Annotated in this window: 19 protein-coding genes and 1 pseudogene; 17 read left to right on the top strand and 3 right to left on the bottom strand. The window is 71.5% G+C overall.

Annotated features, from left to right (window positions below; all coding sequences use genetic code 11):
- Nucleotides 1–37: 37 nt before the first annotated feature.
- The gene (locus ACZ4SV_RS25540; protein WP_468006696.1) at nucleotides 38–166 is read right to left on the bottom strand and encodes a hypothetical protein; all 129 of its coding nucleotides are present in this window, start codon (nucleotides 164–166) and stop codon (nucleotides 38–40) included.
- Between the two features lie 699 nt (nucleotides 167–865).
- Between ACZ4SV_RS25540 and ACZ4SV_RS25535 the strand changes: the two are divergent.
- Nucleotides 866–952, top strand: a pseudogene (locus ACZ4SV_RS25535) (transcriptional regulator); the annotation flags it as partial.
- A 357-nt stretch (nucleotides 953–1,309) separates the two neighbouring features.
- On the opposite strand, the gene ACZ4SV_RS25530 reads toward ACZ4SV_RS25535, so the two are convergent.
- On the bottom strand, nucleotides 1,310–2,332 hold the full coding sequence (locus tag ACZ4SV_RS25530) for an Lrp/AsnC family transcriptional regulator (RefSeq protein WP_468006694.1): 1,023 nt from the start codon (nucleotides 2,330–2,332) through the stop codon (nucleotides 1,310–1,312).
- 125 nt (nucleotides 2,333–2,457) lie between these two features.
- On the opposite strand from ACZ4SV_RS25530, the gene ACZ4SV_RS25525 reads away from it, so the two are divergent.
- Together ACZ4SV_RS25525 and ACZ4SV_RS25520 are read left to right on the top strand one after the other, a co-directional pair.
- Nucleotides 2,458–4,011, top strand: a complete 1,554-nt coding sequence (locus ACZ4SV_RS25525) for an MFS transporter (RefSeq protein ID WP_468006692.1) — start codon at nucleotides 2,458–2,460, stop codon at nucleotides 4,009–4,011.
- 369 nt (nucleotides 4,012–4,380) lie between these two features.
- A complete protein-coding gene (locus ACZ4SV_RS25520) occupies nucleotides 4,381–5,076 on the top strand; it encodes an alpha/beta fold hydrolase (RefSeq protein WP_468006690.1) in 696 nt (231 codons plus the stop codon).
- A 485-nt stretch (nucleotides 5,077–5,561) separates the two neighbouring features.
- Here ACZ4SV_RS25520 and ACZ4SV_RS25515 read toward each other — a convergent pair whose 3' ends face one another.
- Nucleotides 5,562–5,801, bottom strand: coding sequence for a hypothetical protein (locus tag ACZ4SV_RS25515; protein WP_468007039.1), 240 nt, complete (start codon nucleotides 5,799–5,801; stop codon nucleotides 5,562–5,564).
- Between the two features lie 462 nt (nucleotides 5,802–6,263).
- Between ACZ4SV_RS25515 and ACZ4SV_RS25510 the strand changes: the two genes are divergently transcribed.
- The 14 genes from ACZ4SV_RS25510 (at nucleotide 6,264) to ACZ4SV_RS25445 (ending at nucleotide 21,398) form a co-directional block, all read left to right on the top strand.
- Entirely contained in the window at nucleotides 6,264–7,661 is a 1,398-nt protein-coding gene (locus ACZ4SV_RS25510) for a nitroreductase family protein (RefSeq protein ID WP_468006688.1), read from the top strand.
- 5 nt (nucleotides 7,662–7,666) lie between these two features.
- Nucleotides 7,667–9,106 (top strand): class I adenylate-forming enzyme family protein, encoded by a 1,440-nt coding sequence (locus tag ACZ4SV_RS25505; RefSeq protein WP_365883162.1) that lies wholly within the window; start codon nucleotides 7,667–7,669, stop codon nucleotides 9,104–9,106.
- Nucleotides 9,107–9,135: 29 nt separating this feature from the next.
- Entirely contained in the window at nucleotides 9,136–9,399 is a 264-nt protein-coding gene (locus ACZ4SV_RS25500; protein ID WP_030617584.1) for a phosphopantetheine-binding protein, read from the top strand.
- Complete coding sequence (locus ACZ4SV_RS25495; protein WP_468006685.1) at nucleotides 9,392–10,108, top strand: dihydrodipicolinate reductase C-terminal domain-containing protein; 717 nt, start codon at nucleotides 9,392–9,394, stop codon at nucleotides 10,106–10,108. The genes ACZ4SV_RS25500 and ACZ4SV_RS25495 overlap by 8 nt, the downstream gene beginning before the upstream one ends.
- Entirely contained in the window at nucleotides 10,105–10,854 is a 750-nt protein-coding gene (locus tag ACZ4SV_RS25490) for a class II aldolase/adducin family protein (RefSeq protein ID WP_468006683.1), read from the top strand. The genes ACZ4SV_RS25495 and ACZ4SV_RS25490 overlap by 4 nt, the downstream gene beginning before the upstream one ends.
- A gap of 253 nt (nucleotides 10,855–11,107) precedes the next feature.
- Nucleotides 11,108–12,244 (top strand): acyl-CoA dehydrogenase family protein, encoded by a 1,137-nt coding sequence (locus ACZ4SV_RS25485; RefSeq protein ID WP_365883159.1) that lies wholly within the window; start codon nucleotides 11,108–11,110, stop codon nucleotides 12,242–12,244.
- 70 nt (nucleotides 12,245–12,314) lie between these two features.
- Nucleotides 12,315–13,691, top strand: a complete 1,377-nt coding sequence (locus ACZ4SV_RS25480) for a condensation domain-containing protein (protein WP_468006681.1) — start codon at nucleotides 12,315–12,317, stop codon at nucleotides 13,689–13,691.
- On the top strand, nucleotides 13,688–14,779 hold the full coding sequence (locus tag ACZ4SV_RS25475) for a polysaccharide deacetylase family protein (protein WP_468006679.1): 1,092 nt from the start codon (nucleotides 13,688–13,690) through the stop codon (nucleotides 14,777–14,779). The genes ACZ4SV_RS25480 and ACZ4SV_RS25475 overlap by 4 nt, the downstream gene beginning before the upstream one ends.
- Nucleotides 14,780–14,785: 6 nt before the next feature.
- On the top strand, nucleotides 14,786–16,069 hold the full coding sequence (locus ACZ4SV_RS25470; RefSeq protein WP_397938596.1) for an MFS transporter: 1,284 nt from the start codon (nucleotides 14,786–14,788) through the stop codon (nucleotides 16,067–16,069).
- A 62-nt stretch (nucleotides 16,070–16,131) separates the two neighbouring features.
- Entirely contained in the window at nucleotides 16,132–16,728 is a 597-nt protein-coding gene (locus tag ACZ4SV_RS25465; protein ID WP_468006676.1) for a TetR/AcrR family transcriptional regulator, read from the top strand.
- A 152-nt stretch (nucleotides 16,729–16,880) separates the two neighbouring features.
- A complete protein-coding gene (locus tag ACZ4SV_RS25460; RefSeq protein WP_468006674.1) occupies nucleotides 16,881–18,092 on the top strand; it encodes an MFS transporter in 1,212 nt (403 codons plus the stop codon).
- A gap of 138 nt (nucleotides 18,093–18,230) precedes the next feature.
- Nucleotides 18,231–19,547, top strand: coding sequence for an ABC transporter substrate-binding protein (locus tag ACZ4SV_RS25455; RefSeq protein WP_468006672.1), 1,317 nt, complete (start codon nucleotides 18,231–18,233; stop codon nucleotides 19,545–19,547).
- A gap of 8 nt (nucleotides 19,548–19,555) precedes the next feature.
- Nucleotides 19,556–20,545 carry a carbohydrate ABC transporter permease gene (locus tag ACZ4SV_RS25450; RefSeq protein WP_468006670.1) on the top strand — a complete coding sequence of 330 codons (990 nt, stop codon included), beginning with the start codon at nucleotides 19,556–19,558 and terminating at the stop codon, nucleotides 20,543–20,545.
- Nucleotides 20,538–21,398 carry a carbohydrate ABC transporter permease gene (locus tag ACZ4SV_RS25445; RefSeq protein ID WP_468006668.1) on the top strand — a complete coding sequence of 287 codons (861 nt, stop codon included), beginning with the start codon at nucleotides 20,538–20,540 and terminating at the stop codon, nucleotides 21,396–21,398. The genes ACZ4SV_RS25450 and ACZ4SV_RS25445 overlap by 8 nt, the downstream gene beginning before the upstream one ends.
- Nucleotides 21,399–21,404: the final 6 nt, after the last annotated feature.

Here is a 21,404-nt window from a genome sequence, read left to right as displayed (position 1 = left end):
GATCGAGATCAAGTTCCGCTACGACGAGAGAGGCATTCTACGCTTCACCGCCACCCACGCCGCCACCGGCAAGCAGCTCGTCGAGCGCGAGATCGATTCCTTCGGCCCCGACGGCACCCCACTGCAGCACGGCCTCGCCGATGAACTGACCCGCCTCTTGGCCCATACCGTCCGCCCGTTCGCAAACGGCTCCTCCAACGTCCGTCACCTCTCAGCAGCTGAATCAGCCAGCGCCCGCCCCGCACCGATCGACACGTCTGTGCGTGTGGTGGAGGCCCATCCGGCCGTAACGGTCAACGGCGAGCCGCGGGGCGTGGTGACGGGGGGACTCTGGCCAGCCTCTGGACTCTGGTGGGTAATCTCTGGGTGCGCCAGTAGCTCGCTCCACCCGCACCGCTTCAGAATGGCTTCACAGCCTACGAGCTGCGGCCTTGCCGGACGATCAGCTGGCTCGGTGGTACTCATTGATCAGTCCGACGACGGCTTGCCGGTGTTCGATCCGGGCGTAGGTGCATCCCATCAATAAAATGCATGTGCATTCACTTGGGGAGTGATCTTGCGACTCGCGGGAACCTCAACATCAATTGCCTCTGTTGCGCATGGTCAAGGGATCTCGTGAACGTCCCACCAGAGAAAAACCCCAGGTCACCTGGGGTTTTTCTGTTTTTCCGCCCCGGCCATGGGCCGGCCGGGGCTTCTTCGTCGCCATGACTGCCTCACGGGGCAGGGCAGGTCAGGCAGTGAGCGGTTCGGGGAACACGTCACCACGGCCAGGGACAGATACGAGGGACGCTCAAGGTGGAAGCCGAACGACAGATCACCGCCCATGTGCAGTCGTTCGACCGAAGCGTTGACCAGTCGGACCAAAGCCTGGTGCCGGGCCTGTGCCGCTGATGATCAGGTTCCCGACTTGATCGCTGCCAACAGGCAGTCCGCCGATGCGTATGTGCAGTGAGCGGTGTGCATCTTGAGGTCGCAGGTCACGGGTCTGGTGTGAAGGGCGAGTTGGTACTGGTGCCGGTCGGCGGCCGATGACCATGGCGTAGATCATCGGGCAGGTCCGGCTCCGGCGGGATGCCGGGTTCGGCTGCGCCCACGACCGGCCCCCGCCTACGATCCGTCAGCAGGTCGCTGCCCTAGCGGGGCCTCAGTCGCTATGGGCGACCGGCTTGTTCTTGCAGCCGGGCGTGCCGGAACTGGTACACGGCGCCGGCTTGGCGGAGGACACCCCTGTGGTGGGCGCGAGCACGGTCATGGCGACGCCTCGGATGACGACGGTCGCCCGGCCAGAGCATCACAACACGCTCAGTTACAGCTCCAGTGGCAGCGGGTAGGGGCCCGGGCCCTTGAGGGTTCGGTGGATTGGCGTGGTCACTGTGTGCCGCAGTCCGGGCAGTCCGGACACAGTCTGGGTCAGGTAGCGGTACAAGAGTTGCGCCGAGTCCACCTGGATGCTCGCGTACAGGTTCGTCGCGCCGGTCACCGCCGCGGCGAAGGACACCTCGGGATGTGCCGCCAGGGCCTCGCCTGCCTCGGCCAGCCGCGCGGGGTCGATCTCCAGCCAGAGCGCGATCCTGAGCTTTCGGTGCAGGACGTCGGGGTGGTAGTCCACGTCGAAGTACAGCACGCCTTCGGCGCGTAGATCGTTGATGCGCCGGCGCACTGTGGACTCGGACAGCCTGGTGGCCGCGGCCAGTTCGCCCACCGGGGCCCTTCCGTCGCGGGCCAGCAGGTCGAGCAGCAGTCGGTCGCGGTCGTCCAGCACGACGGGTTCCGAGCCGGCTGTCCGCCCTCCGGCCGTTGGCCGCGGGGTCAGTGCGGCGACCTGTGCGTCGGTCAGCGGTCCGCTCTTGTTGATGAAGCCGAGGTCCTGGCCGAAGAACACATGCAGAACGCAGTGCGCGGAGACGTCGACCACTCGGGGGATGCGGGGCAGCTTCCGCACCAGGAAGGGCTCCTCCAGGCCGGGCCCGCGGGAGCGAACCGCGGCCATCGTCTCCGTTCCCCCCGACGTGAGGTTGACCCAGGTGGTGTCCGTGCGCCGGGCCAGCGCCGAGCCGATGGAGGCGGATGCGTCCGGAGTGCACCGCACGCGCACGAACCATGACAGGTCCCCCAGCCGGAACGGGTCGGTCAGACCCAGCACGCGCAGTTTTCCGGTGGTGCGCAGGCGGGTGAAGCGGCGAGCCGCGGTCTGGTCGGAGACGCCGAGCACGGCCGCGATCTCGGTGAAGGAGGCGCGGCCGTTGAGCTGGAGGGCGTGTGCCAGGGCCAGGTCTTCATCGGAGAGGTGATGCCCCACACGGTCGGGACTGTCGAGATACGTCTTCACGGCATCGATTCTAGGGAATACGTGCAAATTTGGCCGTGCGATTTATCTGATCGCGTGCATGCCGTCAACAGTTGTCGAGGACCGGGTTCCGGTCCGTTCCCCGATCCCTGAATGGAGATGACGACATGCGTAAGTGGGGACCGCTCATAGCGGTCTGTCTCGGCGCGTGCATCCTGCTGGTGGACGTCACCATCGTGAATGTGGCGCTGCCCAGCATGGCCCGTGACCTCGGCGCGTCCTTCGCGTCGCTGCAGTGGGTCATCGACGCCTACGCGCTGGCTCTGGCGGCGCTGCTGCTCGCCGCCGGCGCTTTCGCCGACCGCTATGGGCGCCGGCGAGCCTATGTGGGCGGGCTCGCACTGTTCGCCGTGGCCTCGCTCGTGTGCGGCTTCGCTCCCGATGCCGGGGTGCTCATCGCAGCCCGGGCTGTGCAGGGCATCGGCGGAGCCGCCATGTTCGCCACCGCTCCCGCTCTGCTGCTCGCCTCCTACCAGGGGCGGGACCGCGGTACGGCCTTCGGGCTGTGGGGTGCGACCAACGGGGCCGCAGCGGCGGCGGGTCCGCTGCTGGGCGGCGTGCTGACGCAGCACATCAGCTGGCCCGTAATCTTCTGGATCAACCTGCCCGTCGCGGTCGTAGCCATCGGTTTGACCCGGCGTTTCATGGCTGCCGACCGGCCGGTCGCGGCCGGCCGGAACAACCGCATCGACCTCCCCGGGGCCGCGACCTTCAGCGTGGCCGCCGGCGCCCTCGTTTACGGACTCATCGGCGGGTCCGACGACGGCTGCTCGCCCGGCACCCTTGTCTCCTACGCTGTCGCCGCGCTCGCCCTCGTGGCCTTCGTGGTGGTGGAACACCGCACCGCCCACCGGGGCGAAACCCCGGTGCTGGACCTGGCGCTGCTGCGCAACGCCTCCTTCACCGGGCTGTTGACCGGCGCGCTTCTCCTGCAGGCCAGTGCCTTCGGCTGCCTCGCGCTCGTGTCGCTGTGGCTGCAGTCCCTGGCCGGACTCGCTCCCATCGGGGCGGGACTCGCTCTGACCCCGCTCGCGGCCGCGTCGTTCCTCGTCTCGGCTGTGACCGGCCGGCACATCCAGCGGCTCTCCCCGCGCCTGCCCATCGGGCTGGGTCTGCTGCTGGTGGCGGCGGGCATGCTCCTGCTGCGCGCCGGTATGACGGAGGGCGCGAGCGCGACGTCGCTCACCTGGGGGATGGTCGTCACCGGTCTCGGGGTGGGCCTGGCCACGCCCGTCCTTGTCTCCGCCGCCACCTCCGCCGTGCCGCGACAGCGCGCCGGCATGGCGGGCGGAGCCATCAACACGGCGCGCCAACTGGGCATGACCCTGGCCATCGCGGTCCTCGGCGCCGTCTTCGCGAGCAATGCCGCCACCACACTGACAGACGGCGAGCTGCCGTACGCCGCCGACGCCGCCGACGCCCTGGCCTCGGGCCAGGCGAACGAGGTGATCGCCTCCGCACCGGCCGGGCACCGCAAGGCGGCGGCCGACCTCGCCCACCAGGCTTTCGCCGCTGGCCTGGACCGCGTCTTCCTCCTCTCGGCCCTGGCCGCGGCCGTCGGCGCCGTGGCCGTACTGCTCCTGGTCCGTCTGACACCTGCGTCCGACCCCGGCCGTACCTCCCAGGCCGCAGGCAAGGGATCCACCCCTGCGCGGACGTGACGCAAACGCCGGGGCCGGCGGGAACGAAGGCGCGGCCCACGGCTCCGGAACCGGTGGGAGACAGGATGGCGAACAAGGCGCGGTCGCCGCCCGCGAGCTGCCGGGCTCCGGCGACGCGCTGACCCCATGCCCTGAGATCGGCCCGCAGGCGGACGCACCGAGCGGTTGACGGCCACGGCGAGGGCCATGGATGCGCTGCGCGAAGTCGTCTGGCGCACTCACAAGTTGCGCCGTGAGCCGATCTTCGTCACCTCACCAGTTCGACGTCGAGAAATTGAAAGAACATCACCGTCTCGTACGTGAGGAACTCAAACCTCCGCCGGGCCGGCAGGAATCAGTCAAGACAGTCATGACAAAAGGAAGTGCGAAATGGGAAATGTAGTGCTGGTCCACGGTGCTTGGAGTGACGGCTCGATCTGGCAGGAGGTCATAGGCCACCTGCACGAACAGGGCCATCAAGCACTGGCCGTCCAGTTGCCGATGACCTCACTCGCGGACGACATCGCCTGGACCCGTCGGCACATCGACGCGCTGGAAGGACCGGTCACCCTCGTGGGACACTCCTACGGCGGCACCGTCATTTCCGGCGCGGCACTTGAGTATCCCAAGGTCAACTCCTTGGTCTTCGTGGCCGCCTACGTGCCTGGCGAGGGGGAGACCATCGGCATGCTGAGCGACAAGGGTGCCGAGATGCCAGGCCGCGCGGCCTTGCGGTTCGCTGCGGACGGCTGGTCGGACGTGGACCCGGAACTGTTCGGTGACGCACTCGCCCACGACCTGCCGCCCCGCCTTGCCCGGAGCCTCGCCGCCGTGCAGAAGCCGACCCATGGAGCCTGCCTGGCGGCCCCGGCCTCTACGGGCGCCTGGCACGACCTCCCCTGCGGCTACGTCCTCTCCGCCCATGACCGGATCCTCGATCCCCAACTGCAGCGATGGTTCGCCACACGCGCCGCGGCCGTCGTCACCGAGCTCCCCAGCAGTCATCTCTCGCCACTGTCACATCCCGAGGAAGTGGCCGCGGCGATCTCGGCGATGCTGCGGCCCGAGGAGGATTCCGCAAGCTGATTCGAGCTGCGGCCCTGCCCCTCAATTCCCAGCGTGCCGGCCCCGGACATGTCCGGTCCCGCGCGTCCGAAGCGGTCTGAGCACGGCGGGGTACGCCGCGCTCAGACCGGCAGCATCGGCGAGATCCGCCAGCAGCCGTGCCCCGCCTGGCCCTACGCCACAGCCCTGGATCAACTGGACGCCTCTGGACGGTCCTTACGACCTGTGCCAGGTGGGACCGTCATGGCTCAGCGTTGCCGACCGCCCTGCGGCTACGGCCCGCGGATTGTCGCCCTGCGCAGCGTCGCGCCTCAGTTCCAACGCCCGCATCCGGTGACCGCCCCTCGGCCCCGGGTTCGGCAGCTCCTCACGCGACCCGGCGTCATGCCGTCTGATCAAGCTGTTGACCTGCAACAACCCACCGAACAGGGCGAAGGGAAGGCGAATCGACCCGGATTCGACCCCGACCCCCTCCCGTCACGACAACGACCAACCTTGATCTGCAGCTATGCGAATGCGGAGAGCCGGGGGCTGAGGTACTGGAGCGTCTCGCCGGTGCGGATGGCACCGTAGAAGTCGACGCGCTGCTCGGGGCCGCCGTCGACGCTGATCGCGGCGATGCCGGTGCCGGTGTCCCGGACGGACAGGCCGCTCGGGGAGCCGTGGCGCGGTCCCTGATAGCCGGTGCGTTGGCATCCCTGGACTGAGCAGGCATCGCCCTCGAACGGGTTGGGGCACGTGACCAACGCATGCCCTGACGGAGTGGTGCCCGAGGTGTCCCAGGCTCCGGCAGGCGGTTCGCGGTGTTCGCCGGGATCCGTGTCCCGGTTCGCCGTATTCGTTCCGTTCACTCAGATTTATTAAGCAGCCTTGTTGCATTGGTCTTGACCAATACGAGGCCGCTTGGCATGCTGGCGATGGCCGTAACCGATCATGTGTTCCCTTCCCCGCACGACGCACTCCCGGATACGTGCCACATTCCGGTTTCAGAAGGTCACATCGCCCGTCTCGCGATCCGAGAACGCGTCAGTCCTGATCGAAGAACAGCTGCAAGTCCTGCAAGGCACCATTGCGTCGGCAAATGTCGCACCCTCGCATTGGTGTATTTCCTCCGCGCCGTTCGCGCGGAGGTCACCGCCTGTCTCAGGCGCATTCCGTGGGCTGTCAGACAACAGGAGGCTGGTGCCGACGTGCAAGGAAACCTGACCATGCAGAAAGCCGACGTCTGGGCCCGGGTGGCCCTGCCGGCCGCGCCCCCCGAACCACCCGCCGGGCCCGTCGCCGCGCCCGGTCTGCGCCGCGCCCTGTCCCTGCTCGAAGAAGGCGTGCTGACCAGCAGGGCGAACCGCTCCTGCGGTTCCTACGCGGCACGGGCGGTGCCCTCGGCCGGGGCCCTGTACCCCTATGAGTTCGCCGTCCTCGCCGAGGAGGACGGCGTGCCGACGGCGTTCCGGGTCGACGCCGACCGGCGCACCTGCGCCCGGGTGGCCGCCGGTGCCCGCGTCACCGCCGCACTCGACGCGTCCGAACTGGCGCTCCCGGAAGACGGCGGCGCGCTGGTCGTCACACTGACCCGGCCGTGGCTTTCCATGCGCAAATATGGTGACCGGGGATATCTGTACACCCAGCTCGACGCGGGACACGCGGCCGGGAACCTCGTACTGGCCGCGGCCGGCCGTGGCGCGGCGGGGGCGCTACGGCTGCGTTTCCCGAGGGAATCCCTCTCGGAATTGCTGGAGGCAAACGAAAACTGCCGGGAGATTCACTCGGTGACCCTGCTGCCGGCCGGCCCGGCCGACGACTCCTGGGCCCGCTGGAGTGTGCACGACGACACCGACCGGGAACGGCGCGGGCCCGCCTGGCGGTCATGGCTGGAGAGCACCTGCTGGGACTCCCTCGCCGGGTGGACCGAGCACTCCGGGGCCCCGGCCCTGCGCACCGGTGCCGCACCCCTCGGGCGCGTCCGCACCGACGGACGGCTGCCCGCAGCAGACAGCGGCCTGGGCGACGCCTCCGGGTGGTCCCGGCTGATCGGAACGCGCGCCTCCAGCAAGGCGTTCACCGGCGCCCCCCTGCCCGCCGCCGCCGTTTGGCAGGCGGTCTCGGCCCTGTCGACCCCGCTGGAGACCGACCTGCCCGACACCTCACCGCTGTCCGCGACCCTCGTCCTGCGGTCGGCCGCGGAACCCGGACACGACGCGGTGTACCGGCTGGACACCGGCGAGCGGCGGCCGGGACGGCTGCCGTCCACCGACGAGGTGGCCCGGGCCTGCATGCAGCAGCGCGCCCTCGCCGGGGCCGCCGCCGTCCTGCTGCTGCACGTGCCGCGCACCTCGCTCGCCGGGTCCGGCTCCGCCGCCGGCGCCGAGAACCTGCGCGAACTCGCCTTCCGCTGCGGCGCCCTGGGGCAACTGCTCTACCTGGGCGCACACCGCGCGCAGGTCGGCGTGACCGCCATCGGCGGGTTCGACACACCGCTGTGGCGCACGCTGGCCGGGCTGCCGGAGGACGACGAGATCCTCTACGCCCTGCTGCTCGGCCGCCCGGACGACTCGGGCATCAAGTTCGACCGGCTTGCCATGGCGCACGCCCAGAACGAGCGGTGACCCCGATGCGCGCCGTCCTTCCCGACGTCCTCACCGACGTCCTCGCCCGCCACGGTGACCGTGTCGCGGTCACCGACGCCGACGGTTTCCTCGGCTACGCCGACCTGGCCGTCCGGGCCCGTGCCGCCGCGGACCGGCTCGCCCGGTACGACGTGCGCGGCGAGCCGCCCCGGGTGGGCCTGTACGCCACCAACTCCGTCGAGTACGTGGTCGCCTACCTGGCCACGCTGTTCGCCGGCGGGGTGCCCTTCCTGGCCGACTCGGCGTTCGGCTCGTTCGAACTCTCCCGGATCGCCGAGGACTGCGGACTGGACCTGCTGATCCACGCTCCGAGCGCCGACGTCCGGGACATCGTGAGCGAAAGCCTCACCGACGACGGCGAGTTCGGCTACCTCACGGTCAGCCGAGTCCGCCGTTACGACGCCCCGCGTCCGGAACTGCTGGACGACACCGAGGTGTGCCGCTTCACGTCCGGCTCCACCGGCCGGCCCAACTGCATCGAGTTCTCCGGCACGGCCGTGTCCGCGGCGGCCGCCAACTGGGTGAAGGGCACCGGTCTCACGCCCGAGGACCGGATCGCCTGCTTCGCGGCGCTCTCCAACGGCCTGGCGTTCAACACCTCCCTGCTGGCGGCCTTCCTGCAAGGTGCCTCACTGCACCTGTCCCACGGTCTGCCCACCGCCTCCCGCGTCGTACGGCTCCTGCAGAGCACGGCCGCCACCCGGCTGGTGGCGTTCCCGGCGCTGTACGACTCGATCGTGCGGCGGGCCCCCGAGGAGGGCTTCGGCACCGTACGGACCGCGATCTCCTCCGGTGCCCCGCTGCGCGACACCGTGCGCGAGGAGTTCACCCGGCTCACCGGCGTACCGATCCACAACTACTACGGCGTCGCCGAGACCGGGCCGCTGACCTACGCCGCCGACGCGACCGGCGGCGGGCTCGGCACGCCCCTGCCCGGTGTGCACCTGCTCGCCGGGGAGCACGGCATCCGGGTCAGGAGCGAGTCGATGGGCTCGCGCTACCTCAACGCCCCCGGCGTGTTCGAGCAGCGCCTCGACGACGAGGGCTACTACCACACCGGCGACCAGGGCCGGCTGCTCGACGGCGCGCTGCACCTGACCGGGCGCACCAGCCGGATGGTCAACGTGGGCGGGCGCAAGATCGACCCGATCGAGATCGCCGAGGTGCTGCGCGCGGCCCCCGGGGTGCTGGACGCGGTCGCCTTCGAGGCCGAGAACCAGCACGGCGAACCGGCGCTGGCCGCCGTCGTCGCCGTGGAACCGGGCGTGACCGCGCGGTCCGTGCGCGCGCACTGCGCGGCGACCCTGCCGTCGTTCAAGGTGCCCGGCATCCTCCGCCTGGTGGACCGGATACCGGCGAACTCGATCGGCAAGCCGTCCGTCGAGCGCCTGCGCCGTCTGCTCGCCACCCCCGAGAGCAACTGAACCCCCCCTTCGACCCACAGGAATCACCCATGGACAGCAGCGCGCTCCGCACCAAGATCATCGACCTTGTCATCGCGGCCGGCGACGGCAGCGTCACCGCCGCCGACCTCGCCGCGGCCGGCTACTCGCTGCGCGACGTCGGGTACACCTCGCTCTCCTACATGCGCCTGATCGACAGCATCGAGAACGAGGTCGGCGTCTACCTGGACCCGGAGGCCGCCATCGAGCACTACGAGACCATCGACTCCGTCACGGCCCTGGTGCTCGCCGGCGGCGCGGGCGCCGATGCCTGAGACACCCGCGGCGGGCGGCCGCACGATCGGGATCGTCGGTCTCGGGCGGCTCGGCTCGGCCGTGCGCGCGCTCTGCCGGGCGGACGGCACCCGGGTCGGCCTCACCGCCTCCCGCCGTACCGGCTGGTCCGCCGAGGTGGTCCCCGACGTGCTGGTCGACGCGAGCGCCCCCGAAGCGCACCCGGACGTCCTCGACTACTGCGCCCGGCACCGGGTGCCGCTGGTCGCCTGCGTCTCCAACCTGTCGGACACCCAGTGGAAGGCGCTGGAGGAGCTGGCCGGCACGGTGCCGGTGGTCCGGGCGACCAACCTCTCCTTCGGCCACTACCTCCAGGGGCGCATCGCCGAGTTCACCGCCGCCTACGCCACGGGCCGGTTCGACGCGGTGACCACCGTCCGCGAACGGCACCCGCTCGGCAAGGCCCACCGGCCGAGCGCCACCGCCCTGGCGCTGGCCGGCATCTGGGCCGGGGCGAGCGGCCGGGAGGTGGCCGACATCGCCGACGAGCGGTCCGGGCTGCCCGTCAGCGAACACGAGCTGACCCACACCTGGGACGGCGAGACGCTGCACGTGCGGCACCACGTCGGCAGCTGGACGGTGCCGGCCCGGGGCGCGCTGGCCGCCGCCGACTGGGCCCGCGCCGCCGCTCCCGGCCTGGTCACCATGCGGACCGTCTACGACGACCTGACAGCTAGGAGCAGGACATGACCACCGAGGAACCGCAGCCGCTGAACCCGGCCGAGCGCCGGCTCGTTCTCCAGGTGGCGCTCGGCGCCCGGATGCTCTCCCTCGACGGGCACGACGACTTCAACCAGGGCCAGATCTCCGCCCGGATACCCGGCCGGGACGAGTTCTTCATCAAGGGCGCCCTGGTCGGCTTCGACGAGGCCGCGCCGGCGGACGTGGTCCGCTGCGCCGTGGACCACACCCTGCCCGCGCCCCCGCTGGCGCCCCCGGAACTCCCGCTCCACCAGGCCATCTACCGGGCCCGGCCGGACGTCAACGGCATCGTCCACAGCCACGCGCCGTACACCCTGCTGTTCGGCGCCACCGACCTGCCGATGCGCCCGGTCTCACACGACGGCGCCTACTTCCGCGACCGGCTCGGCCTGTTCACCGAGACCAGCAACACCGTCCTGGACATCGAGACCGGCGAGCACATCGCCAAGGACCTCGGCGAGCACCCGGCCGTGCTGCTGCGCAACCACGGCGGGGTGATCGTCGGCAAGAGCGTGCGGCACGCCGCCGTCTTCGCCCAGGTGCTGGAGCGGGCCTGCCGCCTCCAGCTGACCGCCGAGAGCACCGGCGTGCCGTACGTCTGGTCCACCGACCGGGACGTGGCCGCCAAACAGGACTTCATCTACGCCGACCTCTCCGTCCGCTCGTACTGGGACTACGCCGTCCGCCGGGTCGGCCGGCACTGGCCGGAGACCGCCGGCTGGGGCCGCGGCTGACCGCACCGCCCGAACGGTCCGCCCGGGCGACGGCCGGCCGCCACCAGACGGGCGGACCGGCGCACCCCGGCCGCACCAGGCGGGCGGCCCGGTGCGCCCGGCCGTCACCAGGCTCCGGTGCGCCCTGCCGTCACCAGGCTCCGATGCGCCCGCGCGGCGCCCGGTCCTGCCCGGACCGCGCGGTGCGCCGCCCGCCGCGGGACCCGGCCCCCCGCTCCCGCCCACCACACCCGACACGCACGGAGGTCGTCCCATGAAGGTCCAGCGCATCCTGCCCACCGAGGAGGCGGCCGATCTGCTCGGCCTGGTCCGGGACATCGCGGCCGGTGAACTCGCGCCCCGCGTGGCCGAGTTCGAGGAGTCCCACACGTTCCCCCGGGAGATCGTGCGCACCCTGGGCAAGGCCGGGCTGCTGAGCTTGCCGTACCCCGAGGAGTACGGCGGCGGCGGACAGCCGTACGAGGTCTACCTCCAGGCGCTGGAGGAGATCGCCTACCACTGGTTCGGGGTCGCCGAGGCGGTCAACGTGCACAACCTCGCCTGCTTCGGCACCGCCGCCTACGGCACCCCGGCCCAGCGCGAGGAACTGCTGCCCGGCATGCTCGGCGGTGAACTCCTGGGCGCCTACTGCCTGTCCGAGCCGGAAGCCGGGTCGGACGCCGCCGCGCTCACCACCCGTGCGGTCCGGGAGGACGACGGCTACCGGATCAACGGGACCAAGGCGTGGGTCACCCACGCCGGACACGCGGACTTCTACAACGTGTTCACCCGCACCGGCGGACCGGGCGCCCGGGGACTGTCCTGCCTGGTCGTCCCCGCTGGCACACCCGGCATGGTGGTGCACGAGCCGGAACGGAAGCTGGGCGTGTGGTCCAACCCGACCGCCCAGGTCGGCTTCGACGGCGTCCGGGTGCCGGCCGGGCGGCTGATCGGCCGGGAGGGCAAGGGCTTCCTGATCGCGATGGGCGCGCTGGACTGCGGCCGGCTCGGCATCGCCGCCTGCGCGGTCGGCATCGCCCAGGCCGCCGCCGACTACGCCGTGCGGTACGCCAAGGAGCGCCGCCAGTTCGGGCAGCGCATCCTCTCCTTCCAGGGCATCGGCTTCCTGCTCGCCGACATGGCCACGCAGATCGCCGCGGCGAGGGCGCTCACCCTGGCGGCGGCCCGGCTGAAGGACGCCGGCCGGCCCTACTCACTGGAGGCGGCGAAGGCCAAGCTGTTCGCCACCGACGTGGCGATGAAGGTGACCACCGACGCGGTGCAGGTCCTCGGCGGCGCCGGCTACGTCCGCGACCACCCGGTGGAGCGCTGGATGCGCGAGGCCAAGCTGCTGCAGATCGTCGAAGGCACCAACCAGATCCAGCGCATGGTCATCTCGCAGGGCCTGTAGCCGTCCCGGCACGCCCACCCCCTGTCAGCAGGTGCCGCACAGGCAACCCGAAAGGACGGTTTGGAACACGATGACCACGGTCGAGGAGCGGACCCTCACACTGGACTCCGCCGGATCCGGCACCGGCCCCGCCACCTGGGGCCAGCGGGCGATCTGGGGTGTCGTCACCCGGCTCGGTGACGACGCCCCCCGCTACAACCTGCGGCTCGACCTGCCGCTGGTCCCGCCCCGCCCCGCCGCCCGCGTCCTCGCGGACCTGGCGGAGCTGCTGCGGATGCACGACAGCCTGCACACCCGTCTGCTGCCGGACGGCGAGGACGGTCTGCGCCAGGTCGTGGACGGCTCCGGTGAACTGCCCGTCGCGGTCCGCGTCTGCGCCGCCGCGAAGGCCCCGGCGGTCGGCGAGGCCCTGCTGGAGGAGCTGGCGGGCCGCGCCTTCGACCACGCGCGCCAGTGGCCGTTCCGAGTCGGCCTCGTGGAGTGCGAAGGGCTGGTGCACCGGCTGGTGCTGGCGGCCTCGCACACCGCGATGGACCTGTGGGGCGAGGGCCGGATGCTGCGCGACCTGCGGCTGATCGAGGCGGGGGAGACCGCCGCCTCGCTGCTCGCGGCCCGGCCCGCCCTCCAGCCGCTCCAGGCCGCCGAGTTCCAGGCGTCCCCGCTCGGCCGCCGCCGGGACGAGGCGGCCCGGCGCTACTGGTGCGACCGGCTGGCCGCCGGACCGCGGCGGATCTTCACCGCTCCCGCGGCACCGGACCTCGCGGCCACCGACCCGGGCCGGCTGTTCCCGAACGCGCTGCTGCGCTCGCCCGCGCTCGCGGTCGCCGTCGAGCGGGTCGCGGCCGGCTGGGGCGCGAGCGACGCGGCGGTGCTGCTGGGCGCGGCCTCCCACCAGTTGGCCAGGATGTCCGGGAGCGACGACATCCTGTTCCAGGTGGTGGTGAGCAACCGCTTCCAGCCGGCCGCCGCCGAGTCGGTCAGCACGATGGCGCAGGAGGCCGTGTTCCTCCTGCCGGACGCGCGCCGGGACTTCCAAGACGCGGTACACCGGACACGGTCCGTCTCGTTCAGCGCGTTCCGGCACGCCGGGTACGACAAGTGGGCGCTGGACCGCGAGGTGGCGCGACTGGTGGAGCGGGGTGAGGCCGCCGACCACTCGTGCTGGTGGAACGACACCCGGGACCCGGGCGCCGGCCCCTTCGACACCGAGGAGCGGCCGCGGGCCGCGCTGACCGAACTGGCCGGCCGGACCGAACTGAGCTGGCCGACGGAGTTCCTGCCCCGGGCGAACGTCTCCGTGGCGGTGGACGTGCTGACCGCCCCCGGCGCCCTGGAGCTGTGCATGACCGCCGACCCGGCCGTCCTCACCCGCGAGGGCATGGAGACCTTCCTGCGCGGGGTCGAGCGGCTGGTCGTCACCGAGGCGATCGCGCTGGAGGCGGCATGAGCACGCGGTACGCGGGCATCGCCTGGACGGGCGCGGGCTACCGGGTCGAGGTCATCGACGGCGCGGGCCGCCGGGTGACCGAGCCGAGCGACTGGGGCGCCGCCCAGGTCGCCGGACTCATCGCCTGGCTCCAGGAGCTGGGCCGGGAACATCCGCTGGCCGCGGTGATCGACAGCACCAACGGCCTGCTGGACGGACCGATGACGGCGGCCGGCCTGGAGGTCTACCGCGCCGACCCCTGGCTGCTGCCGCCCCGGCCCCGGTTCGGCTCCGTCCCGGCCCGCCGGCTGGCCGAGCAGGCCCGCAGCACGCCCGGCGAGCTGGCCCGGGTGACCGCCGAGAGCGGCACCCTGTCCGGCCGCGCCGACGAGTACTTCGAGGGCGTACGGCGCAGCGAACCCCTCCAGGCGGCGCTGACGGCGGCCGGGCGCTGCCTGGAGCACGGCAGCCGCGACACGCCCCGGATCGCGCTCACCTTCGACGACGGCCCCGATCCGGTGCAGACCCGCCGCATCCTGGAGATCCTGGACCGCTACGGCGTCCGGGCCACCTTCTTCTGCGTCGGCCACCACGTCGCGGCGCTGCCCGACGAGGTGCGCCGGATCGCCGAGGCCGGCCACGAACTCGGCAACCACTCCTGGTCGCACCCCTTCCTGCCCGACCTGACCGCGGAGCAACTGCGCGAGCAGCTCGACCGGACGGCGGAGGCGGTGGCCCGGGTGACCGGCGAGGCGCCGACCCGGTTCCGGCCGCCGTACGGCGCGCTGAGCCCGGAGGTGCTGGCCGCGCTCGACGGGCATCCCACCACCCTGACGCTGTGGGACGTGGACTCCCGCGACTGGTCGAGACCGGGGCCGGAGCGGATCGCCGCGACCGTCCTGGAGGCCGCCGGGCCGGGCTCGGTGGTGCTGATGCACGAGGGCGGCGGCGACCGGCGCCAGACCGTGCAGGCCCTGCCGTCGATCATCGAGGGCCTGCTGGAACGCGGTCTGGAACCGGTCCCCGTGGCGGAACTGCCCGCGCCGCCCGGCACCGGCGGCGGGCGGCCGCTCGACCAAGAAGAGCACGACCTACGGCTGGAGCACTGAAGACTCATGAAGGATCGCTCGGCAGACCACACCCCGGCGGTGACGGTCCCGCACGACCAGGACCGGCCCGCCGGACCGCCGCCGGCCGGGGAACCGGCGATCTGGTCCCGTAACTTCCAGTACTACTTCACCGCCCGCAGCGCCGGCCTGCTCGGCTGGGCCATGCTGCCGGTCGCGGTCTCGGCCGGCCTGCTCAGCGCCGGGTACGACCTGAGCACCGCGGGCTACTCGATGGCCTTCCTGGTCGGCCCGTTCGCCGGTCTGGTGCTGTTCGGCGGGGTGCTCGCCGACCGGTTCACCGCCCGCCGGATGATGATCGCCTCCGACCTGGCCAACCTCACCACCCATGTGCTGCTCGCCTTCCTGTTCCTGCACGGCATCGACCACCTCTGGCACCTGTACGGGCTGCTGATGGTGGCCGGCACCGCCAACGCGATGTTCCAGCCGGGCGCCTCCTCGACCGTCCCGCTGGTGGCCCGGGACGTGCAGGGCGCCAACGGTGTGCTGCGCATCTCCGAGGCGCTCACCGCGCTCGGGGGTCCCGCGCTGGCCGGTGTGCTGGTCGGCACCGCCGCCACCGGCTGGGTCATGGTGATCTCCGCCGTCGCCTACGGCACCAGCGCCGGCTGCCTGTTCGCGCTGCGGCTCGGCGTGGTGCCCGCGCCGCCGGCCGGCGAGAGCCTGTGGCGCAATCTGGTGGCCGGCTGGTACGAGTTCCGCTCCCGGAGCTGGCTGTGGGGCGTCATCGTGATCTGGATGTTCTTCGCCGTGCTCTCCTGGGGGCCGCAGCTCTCGGTCGCCGCCGGGGTGATCGTGCCCGCGCACGGAGCCACCGCCTTCGGCCTGCTCAACTGCGCGTTCGGCGCGGGCACCGTGGCGGGCGGGGTGCTGGCGCTGCGCTACAAGCCGGTGCGGCCGCTCGCCGCCGGGGCGGTGGCGATGCTGGCGTACCCGCTCTACCCGCTCGGCATCGTGCTCGACTGGCCGGTGTGGCTGCTCGCCGTCGCCCAGGTCGTGGTCGGGATCGGCATCACCTTCTGGGGCGTCATGTGGGCCACCAGCGTGCAGACCCAGGTGCCCGGCGAGGTGCTCAACCGCGTCCACGCCTACGAGGTCGCGGGTTCGGTCGGCATGTTCCCGGTGGGCAGCGCGCTGGCCGGTCCGGCCGCCGGGGCGTTCGGCACCGACCGGGTGCTGGAGGTGGGCATCGTGTTCGCCCTGCTCACCGCCGCCGCGCTGCTGCTGGCCCGCCCGATCCGCACTCTGGGCCGGGTGCCCGACCGCGCCTGAGCGGCGCGGCTGGCGACCGCACCGTATTGCAATGACCGGTCCATAACCCTTAGGGTCCGGTCATGGCCCGACCGAGGACGTTCGACGAGGAGCGGGCCCTGGACGCGGCGATGCGCACCTTCTGGGAGAAGGGCTACGAGGCCACCACCACCCAGGATCTGTGCACCGCCACCGGACTGGGGCGCAGCAGCATCTACAACACCTTCAAGAGCAAGCACGACCTGTTCCAGCGCGCCCTGCACCGCTATATGACCACCATGAACGCGGAACAGCTGCACCTCCTGGAGGACCCCGCGCGCGGGGGCGCCGACCGGATCCGCGCCCTGTTCGCGGCGGTGCTCGACGGTGACGCGCGGAACCGGCCGGCGGGCCGCAGCCTGGGCTGTCTCACCGTGAACACGACGGTGGAACTGGCCGGCCGCGACGCCGCCGCGGCCGGGATGCTGGAGCGCGACACGGCCCGCCGGCTGGCCGCCCTGCGCGCCGCCGTCGAGGCCGGCCGGCGCGACGGCAGCATCACCTCCTCCCGGGACCCGGGCGACCTGGCCCGGTTCCTCAACGCGGCCGTCGCGGGGCTGCGCGTCTCCGCGCAGGGCGGCGCCGACCGCGCCACCCTGGACGCCATCGCGGCGATCGCCCTGGACGCCCTGACCTCCTGACCTTCTGCCGGGCCCCGCCTCCCGGCGGTTCACGGCTGCCCGTTTTTTGTACTGTCCGATCCAAAACCAACCCACCGCGCCCGCGTAATGAACCGTGCGATCCAGAATTCCCCGGTCCTCCGCGCGGGCCCGCCCTCAAGGGAGTGCCCACCGTGCCCCGTGCCGTCCACGTCCTGGCGCTCGGCATCTTCGCCATGGTGACCAGCGAGTTCGCGGTCGCCGGCCTGATGCCGCAGATGGCCGCCGGCCTGCACGCCACCGTCCCGCAGATCGGCTACCTCATCACCGCGTTCGCCGTCGCCATGGCCGTCGGCGGCCCGCTGCTCACCATGGCGGTGCTCCGGCTGCCGCCCCGCACCGCCCTGCTGGTGCTCTTCGCCGTGTTCCTCACCGGTAACGTGCTCGCCGCCACCGCGACCGGCTACGGCACCATGCTGGCCGCCCGGGTCGTCACCGGCGTCGCCTCCCAGGCGTTCTTCGGCGTCGCCGTCTCGCTGTGCGTCCGCCTCGCCCCGCCCCAGGCCCGCGGCCGGGCCGTCGCCGTGGCCATGAACGGCCTGATGCTCGGCACCCTGCTCGGACTGCCGCTGTCCACCCTCGTCGGGGAACGGCTCGGCTGGCGCGCCGCGTTCTGGGCCGTCTGCGCGCTCGCCCTCGTCGCCGCGGCGGCCACCGCCGCCGGCGTGCCGCGGCTCGACGCCGCGCCGAGCGAGGGCCTGCGCGCCGAGGCGGGTGTCCTCGCCCGGCCCCGCCTGTGGCTGGCGCTGGCCGGCAGCACGCTGATCATCGGCGCCACCTTCTCCGCCTTCAGCTACTTCAGCCCCCTCCTCACCGGCCTCACCGGCTTCGACGCCGGCACCGTCCCGCTGCTGCTGATCGCCTACGGCGCCGCCACCGTCGTCGGCAACACGGTCGTCGGCCGCCTCGCCGACCGGTACACCGCGCCGGTCCTGGCGCTCGGCCTGCTGCTCAACGCGCTGTTCCTGACCGGCTTCGCGGTCTTCGCCGCCCTGCCCGTCCCGGCGGTGGCCTGCATGCTGGGCGTCGGTCTGGTGGGCGTCACCATGAACCCGGCGATGGTGACCCGGGTGCAGCGGGCGGGCAACGCCGGACCGCTGGTCAACACCGTCCACTCCTCCTTCATCACGCTCGGCGTCATCATCGGCTCCTCCCTCGGCGCCGTCGCCATCGACCTGTGGGGCCTGCGCGCCCCGCTCTGGCTCGGCGCCGCCCTGGCCGTCGCGGGCCTGCCGACCGTCCTGCCCGAACTGCGCCATGCCCGGAGGGCGGCCCGGCCGGCCGGGACCACGGCGGAGCGCGGTGCGGTGCCGGCCGCGGCGAGGGAGGCGGTCCGCAGGCCCTGACCGCCGCCGACCGGGCGCCCACGGCCGGACCGGGAGTCGGATCGCGCTGTCGAATCCCTTGACGATCGCCCTGACTGCGGATTAACTCACGTCCTAAATTAAGTCATGAGTGCAATCCCCGAAGGGACACCGGGAGCCATGCGCAGCATCCGAGCCGCGGCCGTAGGCGCCGTCACCCTGTCACTCGCCCTCGCGGCCACGGCCTGCGGCGGCGGTACGTCCACCGGCGGCGGGTCCAACGACTCGCCGAAGACACTGACGTACTGGGCGACCAACCAGGGTGCCAGCATCGCCGACGACAAGAAGGTTCTCCAGCCGGAGCTGGACAAGTTCGAGAAGCGGACCGGCATCAAGGTGAAGCTGGAGGTGGTGCCCTGGTCGGATCTGCTCAACCGCATCCTGACCGCGACCACCTCCGGCCAGGGCCCGGACGTGCTGAACATCGGCAACACCTGGAGCGCCTCCCTCCAGGCGACCGGCGCGCTGCTGCCGTGGGACGAGAAGAACTTCGCCAAGATCGGCGGCAAGGACCGGTTCGCCGCCACCGCGCTCGGCTCCACCGGCGTCCAGGGCAAGGACCCGGCCGCGGTCCCGCTGTACTCCATGGCGTACGCCCTCTACTACAACAAGAAGATTTTCGCCGACGCCGGCATCACCAAGCCGCCGGCCACCTGGGACGAACTGGTCGCCGACGGCAAGAAGATCAAGGCCCGGGGCAAGACCGTGCTCGGCGCCGAGGGGTCGAACCTGTCGGAGAACATCCACCACGTCTTCGTCTTCGCCAAGCAGCACGGCGCCGACTTCTTCACCGCCGACGGCAAGCCCGACTTCACCAGCCCCAAGGTGGTCGAGGCCGTCAAGAGCTACGTCGACCTGATGGCCAAGGACAAGGTCATCCCCACCACCGACGCCGAGTACGCGCAGAACCAGTCCGTCAGCGACTTCGCCAAGGGCCGGCAGGCCATGCTGCTGTGGCAGACGGCCGCCGCCAACCTCAAGTCCCAGGGGATGAGCGAGGACGACTACGGCGTCGCCCCGGTGCCGGTCGGCTCCGGCAGGCCCGGCAGCGGCACCCAGGTCAACTCGGCGGTCATGGGCATCAACATGGCCGTCTTCAAGAACACCCACAACCTCGACGGCGCGACCGGCTTCGTGAAGTTCATGACCTCCGACGAGGAGCAGAAGATCCTGAACCAGGCCTACAGCACCGTCCCGCCGGTCACCTCCGCGCAGGCGGACCCCGCGTTCGGCGCCCCGGCCACCGCGGTGCTGAAGAACACCCTCGCCACCAGCGCCGCCGCCCTGCCGCAGGTGCCTTCCGAGTCGCAGTTCGAGACGGCGGTCGGCACGGCCGTCAAGGAGCTGTTCGCCGACGTCGCCGCCGGGCGCTCGGTGACCACCGACTCGGTCGAGGCCAAGCTGCAGAAGGCCCAGCAGCAGATGCCGGCGGCGTGAGCCCGACGATGACGACCACCGCCTTCAAAGAACCCGTGCGGCAGACCCCGTCGGACCCGGCGGCACCCGCGCCCCGCCGCCGCGGCGGACGGCTGCGCCGCATCTCCCTGCCGTACCTGCTTCTGCTGCCCGCCCTGGTCCTCGAACTCCTGGTCCATCTGGTCCCGATGGTCATCGGCATCACGATGAGCTTCAAGGAGCTGACCCAGTTCTACATCCGCGACTGGGGGACCGCTCCCTGGTCCGGCTTCGGCAACTACCACGTGTCGGTGGACTTCGACGCGCCGGTGGGCGAGGCCCTGCTGCACTCCTTCCTCGTCACCATCGCCTTCACCCTGCTGTCGGTCGGCCTGTGCTGGCTGATCGGCACCGCCGCCGCCGTCTTCATGCAGGACACCTTCCGGGGCCGCGGACTGCTCAGGACCCTGTTCCTGGTGCCGTACGCGCTGCCGGTCTACGCGGCCGTCATCACCTGGGCGTTCATGTTCCAGCACGACAACGGCCTGGTGAACCACGTCCTGCACGACCAACTGCACCTGACCGACCAGCCGTCGTTCTGGCTGATCGGCGACAACAGCTTCTACGCCCTGCTGACCGTCTCGGTGTGGAAGGGCTGGCCCTTCGCCTTCCTCATCGTCATGGCCGGACTGCAGAACATCCCGCGCGAGCTGTACGAGGCCGCTGCGCTGGACGGCGCCGGGATGTGGCAGCAGATCCGCCGCATCACCCTGCCCTCGCTGCGCCCGGTCAACCAGGTCCTGGTCCTGGTGCTGTTCCTGTGGACGTTCAACGACTTCAACACCCCGTACGTGCTGTTCGGCAAGTCCGCCCCCGAGGCCGCCGACCTCATCTCCGTCCACATCTACCAGGCGTCCTTCGTCACCTGGAACTTCGGCACCGGCTCCGCCATGTCCGTCCTGCTGCTGCTGTTCCTGCTCGTCGTCACGGGCGGGTACCTGCTGTTCACCTCGCGCGGACGGAGGGCCTCCGATGTCTAGCACCCGCTCCCCGATGGCGCCGCCGCGCACCTTCCTGTGGTCCCGGCGCGTCTTCCTCACCCTGCTCGCCGGGTTCGTGCTGGTCCCGGTGTACGTGATGGTCTCCAGCTCGCTGAAGCCCTTGCAGGACGTGTCCGGGAAGTTCCGCTGGGTGCCGAGCGGGCTGACCTTCCGGCCGTACGTCGACATCTGGTCGACGGTCCCGCTCGCCCGGTACTTCGCCAACTCGCTGATCGTGGCGGGCACGGCGACGGTCTGCTCGGTCGTCATCGCCGTGTTCGCGGCCTACGCCGTCAGCCGGTACGACTTCCCCGGCAAGCGCGTCTTCACGGTGACCGTGCTGTCCACGCAGATGCTGCCCGGCATCCTCTTCCTGCTGCCGCTGTTCCTGATCTACGTCAACATCGGCAACACCACCGGCATCGCCCTGTTCGGCTCCCGCGGCGGCCTCATCCTCACCTACCTCACCTTCTCCCTGCCGTTCTCCATCTGGATGCTGATCGGCTACTTCGACTCGGTGCCGCGCGACCTGGACGAAGCGGCGCTGGTGGACGGCTGCGGCCCGCTGAAGGCGCTGCTGCGGATCGTGGTGCCGGCCGCGACCCCGGGCATCGTCGCGGTCGCCGTCTACGCCTTCATGACCGCCTGGGGCGAAGTGCTCTTCGCCTCCGTCATGACCAACGACACCACCCGCACCCTCGCCGTCGGCCTCCAGGGCTACTCCACCCTCAACGACGTCTACTGGAACCAGATCATGGCCGCCTCGCTGGTCGTCAGCGTGCCCGTGGTGGCCGGCTTCCTGCTGCTCCAGCGCTATCTCGTCGCGGGTCTGACGGCGGGTGCCGTCAAGTGACCCCCA

The organism is Streptomyces sp. NPDC027672, assembly GCF_055566335.1.
This window is presented reverse-complemented; position numbering and strand designations above follow the sequence as displayed.